Raw genomic sequence first — 12,015 nt, forward strand, 5'->3', positions numbered from 1 at the left:
ATTCATAAGCGCGGTTTTTCTGGAGCTGATTCAAATGATTACCATTACACTTCCTGATAAAAGTGTCCGACAATTTGATTCCCCGCCGACCGGCGATGATATCGCCCGGTCGATTTCCGATGGGCTCTGGCGCAGCAGCGTGGCCATGGAGCTCGATGGCGTCCTGTGCGACCTGTCTTCCCGGGTGGACAGGGACGCCGCGGTCCGGTTGATCACCACCCGGGACAAGGAGGCCCTGGAGATCATGCGGCACAGTGCCGCCCACATCATGGCCGAGGCCGTTCAGCACCTGTTTGAAAAAGCGGAATTGACCATCGGGCCGGTGGTGGCCGACGGCTTCTATTACGATATCGACATGGAGCCGGTTTCCGAGGAGGTGTTTCCCAAAATCGAGGCGGAAATCCAGGCCATCATCAAAAACAAAACGCCCTTTGTCCGCCGGGAAGTATCCCGGGAAGAGGCCCTTCGCCTTTACCAGGGCCAGAAATACAAGACGGAAATCATCGAGGGCCTTGAGGGCGAAACCATTTCCATTTACACCAACGGTGATTTTTCCGACCTGTGCCGGGGACCGCACGTGCCCCATACCGGGTTTATCGGCGCCATCAAGCTGATGAAGGTGTCCGGTGCTTACTGGCGGGCGGATCAGCAGCGGGAACAGCTTCAGCGGCTTTACGGCACCGCGTTTTTCACGAAGAAGGAATTGAACGCCTACCTGGAGCTGATCGAAGAGGCGAAAAAACGGGACCATCGTAAAATCGGCGCCCAGCTCGATCTGTTCAGCTTTCATCAGGAAGCGGCCGGCATGCCCTTTTTCCATCCCCGGGGCATGGTCATGTGGAATATCCTGCTGGATTACTGGCGGCAGGAGCACAAGGCGGCCGGATACGTGGAAGTCAAGACGCCGGTCATGCTGGACCGGAAGCTCTGGGAGCGAAGCGGCCACTGGGAAAACTACCGGGAGAACATGTATATCTCGGAAATTGAGGGCAGCCAGTATGCCATCAAACCCATGAACTGTCCCGGCGGCATGCTGCTCTATAATGAAAAAATTTATTCCTACCGGGAGCTTCCTCTGCGGGCCGCGGAAATCGGGCTGGTGCACCGCCACGAGTTGAGCGGGGTGCTGTCCGGCCTGTTCCGGGTCCGGGCCTTTCACCAGGACGACGCCCATATATTCATGATGCCCGATCAGATCGAACCGGAGATCCTGGGGGTGCTCCGGCTGGTGGAGCGGATTTACGGCACCTTCGGTCTGGGCTTTCACCTGGAGCTGTCCACCCGGCCGAAAAAATCCATCGGCACCGACGAACAGTGGGAAAAGGCCACCCGGGGATTGAAGGGTGCGCTGGAAACGTACGGAAAAGGATACCAGGTCAACGAGGGAGACGGCGCCTTTTACGGCCCCAAGATCGACATCCATATCAAGGACGCCATCGGCCGGACCTGGCAGTGCGGCACCATTCAGCTGGATATGTCCCTGCCGGAGCGGTTTGACTTGAGCTATATCGATCATAACAACAGCAAGCAGCGGCCGGTGATGATCCACCGCGTCGTCTACGGTTCCATCGAACGGTTTTTCGGCATTCTGATCGAACATTTCGCCGGCAAATTTCCGTTATGGCTGGCCCCGGTTCAGGCGGTGCTGCTGCCGATGAACGACGCCCTGATCTCTTTTGCCGGAGAGATCCGGGAAAGACTCGAAAATTCAGGCATCCGGACGGAAGTCGACAGCCGCACCGAGAGCCTGAACAAGAAGGTGCGGGAAGCCCAGCTCAACAAGATTCCCCTGGTCATCACCCTGGGCGACCGTGAAAAAGAATCCGGTACCCTGTCGGTGAGAACGCTGGAAGGCAAGGTCCGGCAGGGCGTGACCATGGAAGCGTTCCTTGACCGGGTTTGTGCCCATATCCGGGGGAAAAGCCGGGATCCTGAAATTTTTTGAGCGACTGGAGGCCACCATGCAGGCAGGTGATACAACCGTTTTGTTGAATGCCGACGAAATCAGGAAGGCACTGGAAAGAATCGCCCGGGAGATCGTTGACAGAGGGGAGGGCACGGTCAAGGATCTGGCCCTCATCGGTATCCATACCCGGGGGGTGTTCCTGGCCCGGCGGATCGGCGCCGTGATCGCCGGGATGACGGGTGAAAACGTGCGGACCGGTACCGTTGATATTACGCTTTACCGGGATGACTGGACCCGGATCAGTTATCAGCCGGTGGTGCAGTCCACGGACATCGCTTTCTCGGTCGATGACCGGCGCGTGGTCCTGGTGGATGACGTTCTGTTTACCGGGCGCACGACCCGGGCCGCCCTGGACGCCCTGACCGATTTCGGCCGGCCGTCCCGGGTGGAGCTGGCGGTGCTGGTCGACCGGGGCTTGAGAGAGTTGCCCATCCGGGCCGATTACGTGGGTAAATCCATAGAAACCAGCCGGGTGCAGACGGTCAACGTGATGCTGGCCGAATGCGACGAGAGCGACCTGGTGGTGGTCAGAGGATAAGGCGGACGCATGGGCAGCAAGGAACACAAACAGCACGCGCCGTCCCGGCTGAAGGTCGGCGTTCTTTCCATTTCCAGCACGCGAACACTGGAAAATGACGACGGCGGGCAGTGGATCCGGAAGGAGGCGGAAAAGGAGCATCACACGGTGGTCTGTCACCGGGTGATCATTGACGACGTCCGGGCCATCCGGGCCGCGCTTTGCGAAACCATCAACCAGCATGGACCGCAACTGGTCATCATGACCGGCGGCACCGGTCTGGCGGGAAAAGATGTCACCATCGAAGCGGTGCGGCCCCTGTTCCGCAAGGAGCTGACCGCCTTCGGGCCGGTGGTGGCGCAGCTCAGTTTCGAAGAGATCGATTCTGCCGCCATCCTCTCCCGGGCCACGGCCGGCATCGTCGGCAAGGCCGTGGTCTGCTGCATCCCCGGCAGTCTTAACGCCTGCAAGCTCATCTGCCGCAACCTGATTTTCCCGGAAGCCGGGCATCTGGCCAAACATCTGAACGAGTAAGGAATTATGCTGATTACGGAAATTCTGGCCAGGAACGCGCGCGTGTATGGCGCGGAGGTGGCCCTGATCGAGCGCAGCCCGGCTGAGGGCCGGCGTACGGAAATCAACTGGGAGGAGTTTGACGCCCGCAGCAACCGCGTCGCTCAGGCGCTGATAGCCGCCGGTGTCAAAAAGGGCGACCGGGTGGTACAGCTGATGACCAACTGCCTGGACTGGCTGCCCATCTATTTCGGGATTCTGCGCACCGGCGCCCTGGCCGTGCCCCTCAACTTCCGGTTTATGGCCGAGACCATTGAAAAGTGCGTGAAAACCGCCGGGGCCCGGGTGATGATTTTCGGCGAGGAGTTCATCGACCGGGTCAATGCCGTCAAGGACGCCCTTGACCGGAGCGTGGAGACTTATATTTTTACCGGCGACGAATCGATCCGCCCTGGCTATTGTCGCTCCTATGCCGATCTCTTGCGGGAGTTTCCGCCCGTCGCGCCGGAGGTGGTGCTTGCCGCCGAAGATGACGCCGCCCTGTATTTTACTTCCGGGACCACCGGTGATCCCAAGGCCACGCTTCTGACCCACCGCAACCTGGAATTCTCCTGCTATGTTGAGAACCACCATCACGGCCAGACCCATGAGGACAATTTCCTGTGCATCCCTCCCCTCTATCACACCGGTGCCAAGATGCACTGGTTCGGCAATTTTATCGTCGGTGCCAGGGCCGTCATCATGAAGGGGGTGGAGCCCCGATGGGTCATCGAAGCCATATCCGAGGAAAAGATCACGGTGGTCTGGCTGCTGGTTCCCTGGGCGCTGGATATCCTGTTCGCCATTGAAAACAAGGACATTCTTCTGTCCGATTACCGGCTGGATCAATGGCGCCTGATGCATATCGGGGCTCAGCCCGTGCCCGCCAGCCTGATCCGGGAATGGAAGAAAATATTTCCCCATCACCAGTACGACACCAACTACGGTCTTACGGAAACCACCGGCCCCGGCTGCGTCCATCTGGGAGTGGAGAACATGCACAAGGTGGGCGCCATCGGCCGGGCCGGCTTCGACTGGGAGACCCGCATCGTTGACGAGTCCCTGAACCCCGTGGCCAGGGGAACCATCGGCGAGCTTATGGTACGCGGTCCCGGCGTCATGAAAGCCTACTATAACAATCCCGAAGCCACGGACCAGGTGCTTAAAAGCGGCTGGCTCCTGACCGGAGACATGGCCCGGGAAGATGAAGACGGGTTTATCTGGCTGGTTGACCGGAAGAAAGACGTCATTATTACCGGTGGAGAAAATGTGTACCCGGTGGATATCGAAAGCTTTCTGTTTACCCACCCGAAGATTCATGACGCCGCCGTGATCGGCCTGCCCAGTCTGCGGCTGGGTGAGATCGCTACGGCCATCATTCAGCCCAAGGAGGGGCAGGCCATTACCGTCGAGGAGTTGACGGCGTTCTGCTCGCAACTGCCCCGGTACAAACGGCCGCGAAAGTTCTTTTTCGATACCATTCCCCGCAATCCCACCGGGAAGATTGAAAAGCCAAAACTGCGGAAGAAGTATGCCGGGGTTGAGGAGAGCTTCAAGGTGGGATAAGGATGATGATTACTGGCCGGAGATCATGAACTCTTTCCCGAACGCCACGATCCCATCGGCCACTACCGGGCCGGTTAACCGGGCACCGTTGCCCCCGATGACGGCTGCCACTTTTTCCGGCTGATTTTCCGCCGGATAGCTGTTGATGTAAAATTTATACTCTCCGGCGGGAAAGACCTTGCCGTGAAAGGGGAACGGGCCCACTTCCATTTTTCCGTTTTCAACATCGACGTCGATCCGTTCCATGGTGCTGCCGGCTTTGCAGACAAAACCGTACTCATCCCGGATAGAGGCCATGAAGCGCATGCCGTCCGGCAGGTTGGTCTCCACGTCAAAATAGAGTTTGCCTTTGTCCTGCCGGGGGGCGATGTTGAGCGCCACGGTAATGGCGCCGGCCGTGGTAGTGTTCAGCGACGGCGTTTCGGTGCCCGGTGACGGGATCGCATCGTCGGCACGGATGACGATGTCCCCGGCAAGAAGGAAAATCAGCAGAACGCAACTCAAGCACTTGAAAAAATTGTTCACGGTCGGCTCCTCCAGCCATCGCAAAGATTCCATTCAAATCTTTACGTTTAATAATTTTCTGTTTTTCTTCCGTAAAGTCAATATATTTTATATCTGCCGGCGAGTGAGGCAATGTGCCTGCCTTTAGGTTTTAAAAAGCGTCCGGCGCGGAAACGGCAGAATGACTCCCGCCCGGCCGGTCTATATAAGCAAGCCCCCGTTTTTTATTGACACACTGGGACGTCATCAGTAAATATATTGTCATAAACATAATTTTTTAATTTATCTGACCAACAAAAGGAGAAGCAAGATGCCCGTGCAACCGACAGAAAAAGAAGAAGAATATTTCGCGCTTCGCGAATTCGAACGCCTGAAAAAGGTGGAACAGGAAAAACAGCACAAAATGGCAGCCGCCGAGAAAGAACGCTTAAAGAAGCTACACCATATGCAGTGCCCGAAATGCGGCATGCAGCTGGTGGAAATCGATTATCGCGGCATTAAAATCGACCGCTGCTCGGATTGCGAAGGCATCTGGCTTGACAAGGGCGAGCTGGCGGCCGTTACCGATCTGGGCGAGAACGTCCTCGGTAAGCTGTTTTCCGTTTTTAAGAAATAACCGCTTTAGAGCGATGTTGTTGCCGGACTACCGGACAATCGGCGGTCCGAAGAATTATGGCCGACAGCCGGTTTGATTAATAAAAAAGTCCGCGGGAGGATGATCCCCCGCGGACTTTCTCTTTTTTCAGGGTAGTGTTGATATTATTTGTCGGCCGACTCGTAGTCCGCGTCGATCACGTCATCATCGTCCTTGCGACCGGCCTGCTGCTGACCGCCACCGGCTCCGCTGTCCGGTCCCGGTCCGCCCGCGTTCTGCTGGGCGCCTTCCTGGGAAGCCTGCTTGTACATGGCCTCGGCCAGTTTGTGGGAAGCCTGGGACAGTTCCTCGGTGGCCCGCTTGATGCCTTCCAGGTCGTTGCCGTCCTTGATCTTCTTCAGGGCTTCGACCTTGCTCTCGATATCGGCCTTGGTGCCGGCGTCAAGCTTGTCCGCGCCGAAATCCTTCAGGGATTTTTCCGTCTGGTAGATCATGGCGTCGGCGGTATTCTGAGCCTCCACCAGCTCCTTTTTCCTTTTGTCGTCTTCGGCATGGGCCTCGGCGTCCTTCACCAGCCGGTCGATCTCCTCCTTGGAGAGGCCGCTGGAGGCGGTGATCTTAATGGACTGCTGTTTGCCGGTGCCCAGGTCCTTGGCGGACACGTTGACGATACCGTTGGCGTCGATATCGAAAGTGACTTCGATCTGGGGCACGCCCCTCGGGGCCGGCGGAATGTCGGTCAGTTCGAATCGGCCCAGGGTCTTGTTGCCTTCGGCCATCTGCCGTTCGCCCTGGAGCACGTGGATGGACACCGCCGGCTGGTTGTCCGCGGCCGTGGAGAACACCTGGCTCTTCTTGGTCGGTATGGTGGTGTTCTTCTCGATCAACCGGGTCATGACGCCGCCCAGGGTTTCAATTCCCAGGGAAAGCGGAGTCACATCCAGCAGCAGAACATCATTGACATCCCCCTGCAGTACGCCGGCCTGAATGGCCGCGCCCATGGCCACCACTTCGTCCGGGTTGACGCTTTTGTTGGGCTCCTTGCCGAAGATTTTCTTGACCCGCTCCTGGACCGCCGGCATGCGGGACATTCCGCCGACCAGGATGACCTCGTCGATCTGGCCGGTGGAGAAACCCGAGTCCTTCAGGGCCGTCTGGCAGGGGCCGGTCATCTTGTCCAGCAGATCGGCCACCAGCTCTTCCAGCTTGGCCCGGGTCAGTTTGATATTGAGATGCTTGGGCCCGCTGGCATCAGCGGTGATAAAGGGCAGGTTGATGTCCGTCTGCAGGGCCGTGGATAACTCCATTTTGGCTTTCTCGGACGCTTCCTTGAGCCGCTGCAGGGCCATCTTGTCCTTGCGCAGGTCGATGCCCTGATCTTTCTTGAACTCGTTGGCCAGGTAATCCACCACCCGCAGGTCGAAATCCTCGCCGCCCAGGTGGGTGTCACCGTTGGTGGACTTGACCTCAAATACCCCATCGCCCAGTTCCAGGATGGAAATATCAAAGGTGCCGCCGCCCAGGTCGAAGACGGCGATCTTCTCGTCTTTCTTCTTGTCCAGGCCGTAGGCCAGGGCCGCGGCCGTGGGCTCGTTGATGATGCGCAGGACGTTTAAGCCCGCTATCTTTCCGGCGTCCTTGGTGGCCTGACGCTGGCTGTCGTTAAAATATGCCGGCACCGTGATGACGGCATCGGTTACTTTTTCTCCCAGGTATTCTTCGGCCGTGTGCTTGATATCCGCCAGAATAAAGGAGGATATTTCCGCCGGGCTGTGCTGCTTGCCCTGTATATTGATGCGCACGTCGCCGTTGCCTGCTTTTTCGATTTTATAGGGCAGCATCTTGATATCGTACTGCACCTCGGCTGAATCGTATTTTCTCCCGATCAGCCGTTTGACGCCGAAGACGGTATGCTCCGGGTTGGTGATGGCCTGCCGTTTGGCGACCTGCCCGACCAGTCTTTCGCCGTCGTCGTTAATTGCCACAACGGAAGGTGTGGTCCGTCCCCCTTCGGGGTTGGTGATGACTTTAACGTCCCCGCCTTCCATCAGCGCCACGCAAGAGTTGGTGGTGCCAAGATCGATTCCGATTGTTTTAGCCATTGGTTTCTCCTTCCGAGCCTGTATATTAAGATGTTCTCATTGTCTGTTTCTTCAGTCGACCGACCCGGTTTCCTTATTCCGAGGCGGAAACAACCACCATGGCCGGCCGCAGCAGCCGGTCATGGATCAAATAGCCTTTCTGATATTCCTCCAGGACGACATTGCCTTCCACATCGTCCGCTTTCCGCGTTGAAACCGCCTGATGAAAGTTGGGATCGAACTTTTCACCAGCGGCTTTGATCGGCTTTACGCCGAACCGGTCGAGCACTTTTAAAATTTCGTCCAGGGTCATTTTCACGCCATCGATGATACAGGCGTTGATGGCGGCGTTTTCAGCCGAAGCGACAATGGCCCGTTCCAGATTGTCCACCACGCCCAGCAGTTCCCGGACAAGGGATTCGTTGGCGTATTTTTTAAAATCAGCCCATTGCCTGTCCAAACGCTTTTTGTAATTATCAAACTCAGCCGCCGATCTTAAGAAACGGTCGTTGAGCTCCTCTTTTTCCTTTTTTACGGTTTCCAGCGCTTCCTGCAGTTGAGCGATCGGATCCATTTCTTTCTCCGGGGCGCTTTCCTCCGCTTTTTCCCCCGGTTTGTCCGTTTTTACTTCGATCCGGACACCAACCCGGTCCCTTTTTTCAGCCTGTCCACCTTCTTCTACCGGAAGTTTGCCATCCGTCTGGCTGGTCTCCTCCGCATGATCTTTTCCGGTTTTGTCCTTTTTCACCACAGTCACCTGTATCCGTTTACCGTTTCGCCGGGCCAGCCAGCCCGCAAAACGAATTTTTCCAAGCAGTTTCAGAACGTTTTGATTAACAAAAAAGATAAGGTTAAATAAGGTATTGTCAAGAAAGGGAGGGAAAAAATAAAAGAACCTGGTTGTACACCCCCTGTCGACATGCGCCGAGACAACGACCGTAACATGACCGGGATCGATCCATGACACCGACCGCACCGGTTATCGCTGCTTCCTTCCGGACCTGACGAGGTTCCCGGCCGTCGGTTGCACGGCGGCCGGCCAGAACGGACGACATTTCGGGGCGTTAGCCTTCAGGGGGAACTCAGCCCTGCATAAAGCGGATTTCAGGTATAGGGCACCGCTATCTCCCCGCCTAGTACAACCAGGTGGGCGGATTATACCATTCGGTGGCTATGTTTCAAGTAAATATTTGCCAGTGGTATTCAGAATCGCTATTGTAAAAGGGCAAGGGCTCAAGGCGCCGATGGCGTGGAAAGTTAAGCAGAAGGGAAGACAAGGGTGGCAACCGGTATCAGGGCGGATATGGTGACAACCGTTGCCCGGGCAATGGCCGATCATGACATGGTCGGCCGGGGCGAATCCATTCTGGTCGGCGTGTCCGGCGGGGTGGATTCCGTGACCCTGCTGTGGTGTCTGGTGAAACTGGCCGACAGGCTTGTCGTCTCGCGGATCGGTGTGGCGCATTTGAATCACGGTCTGCGGGGGCGGGACGCGGATAATGACATGGATTTTGTCCAGCGGCTGGCGGACGGATACGGCCTGCCCTGTCACACGGCGGTCGTCGATTCGGCCCGGTTCGCGGAAAAGCATCGGCTTTCCCTGGAAGAGGCCGCCCGACGGCTGCGGTATGATTTTTTTTACAAAACAGCCGCAGCCCATGGGTATGACAGAATCGCCACCGCCCATCATGCCGACGACAATGCCGAACAGGTCCTGATGGCGCTGCTTCGCGGCAGCGGACCAGCGGGCCTGTCCGGCATCCCGCCCGTACGGGAGGGGAGGATCATCCGTCCTTTTATTAATGTGACCAGAGCGGAGATTGAGGCCGCGGCCGGCCGGGAGCGGCTGGAATTCATTACGGACGCGACCAACAACGATTTGAATTTTTTGAGGAACCGGGTTCGCCATGAGCTTATTCCCCGTTTGCGGCAAACCTTTAACCCCCACATTACGGAGAATCTGAATCATCTGTCCGATATCCTACGGCAGGAGGAGGAGTGGCTGGAGCCGGTGGTTTCCAGGATCTTCTCCGCCGTTGTGTTGCCGCCGGAGAATGATGAAATCGCTCTTTCCTTAATATTATTGAAGGATCAGCCGCGGGCGGTTGGGCGGCGTCTGGTCCGGAAAGCCCTGGCCATGATCAAGGGCGACCTGCGGCGGATCACCTTTGTCCAGACGGATGAAGTCATTGAATTGATGGATAGAAATCAGTCGGCTGTCCTGGATTTGCCGGACGGGGTTACGGTGACGAAATCAGGCGACCGGCTTGTTTTCCGCCTGACGCCGGGACGGCGCCGGAAAAAGGCCGCCGCCGCGCCGGTTTTTTCTTATACCCTTTTCCCTGACGGGGCGGCGGATTTTTCTCTGATGATTCCGGAAACCGGCGCAAGGGTCGATTTTACCGTCATCAGCCGGGCGGATATTCATGATGTGACCGTCGGCGGGGAGGGCGTCGCCCTGTTCGATCTGGAGAGGCTTTCCTTTCCCCTGACCATCAGAAACGCCCGGCCCGGCGACCGGTTTGTCCCCCTGGGCATGACGGGTCATCAGAAGGTCAAGGATTTTTTCATCAACCGTAAGGTTCCCCGGCATCTGCGTCGGTGCTGCCCGGTGGTTGTCTCCGGCGGAAAGATCGCCTGGCTGGCGGGTTTCCGCATGGCCGATCCGGTAAAGATCACACCGGATACCACCCGGATACTGAAGGCGGAACTGGTCGGCCCGCCTGCGTCCGGTCGTTAAAAGTTGTACTTCAGGTTCATATACACCCGGTTGTTATCATGAATATTGCCGTACATGACGCTGTCGCCGTCATGATAGAAGATGCAGCCCGCGGTGAAAGCGAGGTCATCGGTGATCTCGTACTCGGCGGTCAGGCGCTCAAAGGCGCCGTCCTGGGCCCTGCCGCCGGTGGCCATGATCAGCAGCATCAATTCCAGGCGGTCATGAAACAGGTCGCGTGAGACGCGAAAAGCGGTTTCAAACCGGTTCTCTTCGGTATCGTCGGGTGATTCCCCCATCGGCTTCTCATAGTCAAACAGGTGGGTCTGCACCAGTTCAATAACGATCAGCGTGTTGGTCAATCCGGAATACTCAATGCCCGCCAGTCCCCTGATCCGGCTTTTTTCATCGGGGGTGGTATTGAATTGAAGGCCGTCGGTATAGGCAATTTCGGTTTTATACAGCCAGCTGCCGCGAGCCACGTTGAGCGAACATCCGGTCATGGCCAGCCGGGCGTGCCGCCGCTGGAAAACCGGCACTTGGACAATGATCGGCGCCAGGCCGCCGTCGGGCAGGGGCGCCTGGCCCACCACCATGTCCCGCGAGCCCGTGGTTTCAAAGTGGCTTTCATCGTTGAACAGGTAGGCGCCATACAGCGAAAGATCCCAGCCGCGGAAGATCCCCTTGAGGGACAGGGCCACCTCGGTGTTTTCAAAACCGGAGTCCGGTTCGTCCTCGGGCGGCAGCGTCCGGTCAAAGGGATAAAAATCGTTGCCCAGTACCGGCTGCTTGTCAAACCGTATTTCCGGGATCGCCATCACCGAAAGGGCGTAGTCTCCGGGATAATAGCTGAGTTTGGCCATGCCGACGGGCAGCCGGAGGTCTTCGATATCCACCATGGCGGGGTCCCGGTTGTCGATGGGGTTTAACATGTCGGTCACCCGGAAATTTTCGGTATTTCCCCAGACAACGATCTGACGTCCTGCCTTCAGGTCAAGCGCGGGCAGGATCGGCCCCTCGATATAGGCTTCCGTCAACTCGACCTCACTCTCATATTCGTCCAGGACCTGGTGGGGAAATTCGTCCCTTCCCTGAATGGCATAGGCAAAATCCCGGAACCCCCGTCCCCCCGCCCTGCAGCGCCATTCATCGGAGAGGTCGACATCAAGATTTAAAACCAGTTCGGGTCGCAGACGGGAGAGGCCCCGGTAGTCGGTCTGACCGGCGTCCGGGGCTTCATGGCTGATGTTGCAGACGGCCGCCAGGGTGATCTCACCGGAAAGATCCCAGGCCCGTTCGGATGGTTCGGCACCGGATGCCGCCTGATAAACAGGGGTATCACCGGTTTCTTCAAATCCGGAAAGGACGCTCTGTATCTCCGAAGTCAGCGCCGCCGCCGTCGGCGGCGGATTGGCGGTTTCGGCAGCGGTGTCGGCCTGAACAGTCAGGGGGATAATGAATAACAGGCCGCAAATCAGCAGCATCCGGCCGGAAATCATGTCGCTTATATTCATA

10 protein-coding genes and 1 other RNA gene are annotated in these 12,015 nt (G+C 57.5%); 6 read left to right on the forward strand and 5 right to left on the reverse strand.

Translation table 11 applies throughout. The features are described from left to right. Positions 1-34: 34 nt before the first annotated feature. Genes thrS through AB1724_17175 form a run of 4 tightly spaced genes read left to right on the forward strand, consistent with a single transcriptional unit; the run spans position 35 to position 4,601 of the window. Positions 35-1,945 (forward strand): threonine--tRNA ligase, encoded by a 1,911-nt coding sequence (thrS, locus tag AB1724_17160; GenBank protein ID MEW6079539.1) that lies wholly within the window; start codon positions 35-37, stop codon positions 1,943-1,945. Between the two features lie 16 nt (positions 1,946-1,961). Beyond that, entirely contained in the window at positions 1,962-2,504 is a 543-nt protein-coding gene (gene pyrR, locus AB1724_17165) for a bifunctional pyr operon transcriptional regulator/uracil phosphoribosyltransferase PyrR (protein MEW6079540.1), read from the forward strand. Positions 2,505-2,513: 9 nt separating this feature from the next. Continuing rightward, a complete protein-coding gene (locus tag AB1724_17170; GenBank protein ID MEW6079541.1) occupies positions 2,514-3,017 on the forward strand; it encodes a MogA/MoaB family molybdenum cofactor biosynthesis protein in 504 nt (167 codons plus the stop codon). A 6-nt stretch (positions 3,018-3,023) separates the two neighbouring features. Further along, positions 3,024-4,601, forward strand: coding sequence for an AMP-binding protein (locus AB1724_17175; protein MEW6079542.1), 1,578 nt, complete (start codon positions 3,024-3,026; stop codon positions 4,599-4,601). Between the two features lie 9 nt (positions 4,602-4,610). On the opposite strand, the gene AB1724_17180 is transcribed toward AB1724_17175, so the two are convergent. Beyond that, positions 4,611-5,126: a hypothetical protein gene (locus tag AB1724_17180; protein ID MEW6079543.1), complete on the reverse strand. Its 516-nt coding sequence runs from the start codon at positions 5,124-5,126 to the stop codon at positions 4,611-4,613. A 289-nt stretch (positions 5,127-5,415) separates the two neighbouring features. On the opposite strand from AB1724_17180, the gene AB1724_17185 reads away from it, so the two are divergent. Then, entirely contained in the window at positions 5,416-5,721 is a 306-nt protein-coding gene (locus tag AB1724_17185) for a zf-TFIIB domain-containing protein (protein ID MEW6079544.1), read from the forward strand. Between the two features lie 143 nt (positions 5,722-5,864). Here the strand turns inward: AB1724_17185 and dnaK are convergent, their stop codons facing one another. From dnaK to ffs, 3 genes are all read right to left on the reverse strand, one after another. Next, entirely contained in the window at positions 5,865-7,802 is a 1,938-nt protein-coding gene (gene dnaK, locus AB1724_17190) for a molecular chaperone DnaK (GenBank protein ID MEW6079545.1), read from the reverse strand. Positions 7,803-7,875: 73 nt separating this feature from the next. After that, positions 7,876-8,529, reverse strand: a complete 654-nt coding sequence (gene grpE, locus AB1724_17195; protein ID MEW6079546.1) for a nucleotide exchange factor GrpE — start codon at positions 8,527-8,529, stop codon at positions 7,876-7,878. A gap of 152 nt (positions 8,530-8,681) precedes the next feature. After that, an RNA gene (gene ffs, locus AB1724_17200) (signal recognition particle sRNA large type) lies at positions 8,682-8,923 on the reverse strand. A gap of 137 nt (positions 8,924-9,060) precedes the next feature. Here ffs and tilS point away from each other — a divergent pair. Further along, positions 9,061-10,521: a tRNA lysidine(34) synthetase TilS gene (tilS, locus tag AB1724_17205; GenBank protein ID MEW6079547.1), complete on the forward strand. Its 1,461-nt coding sequence runs from the start codon at positions 9,061-9,063 to the stop codon at positions 10,519-10,521. Here the strand turns inward: tilS and AB1724_17210 are convergent. Continuing rightward, the gene (locus AB1724_17210; protein ID MEW6079548.1) at positions 10,518-12,014 is read right to left on the reverse strand and encodes a DUF1302 family protein; all 1,497 of its coding nucleotides are present in this window, start codon (positions 12,012-12,014) and stop codon (positions 10,518-10,520) included. The genes tilS and AB1724_17210 overlap by 4 nt on opposite strands. Position 12,015 lies beyond the last annotated feature (1 nt).

The sequence above is a fragment of the Thermodesulfobacteriota bacterium genome (assembly GCA_040753795.1).
Lineage (GTDB): Bacteria > Desulfobacterota > Desulfobacteria > Desulfobacterales > Desulfosudaceae > JBFMDX01.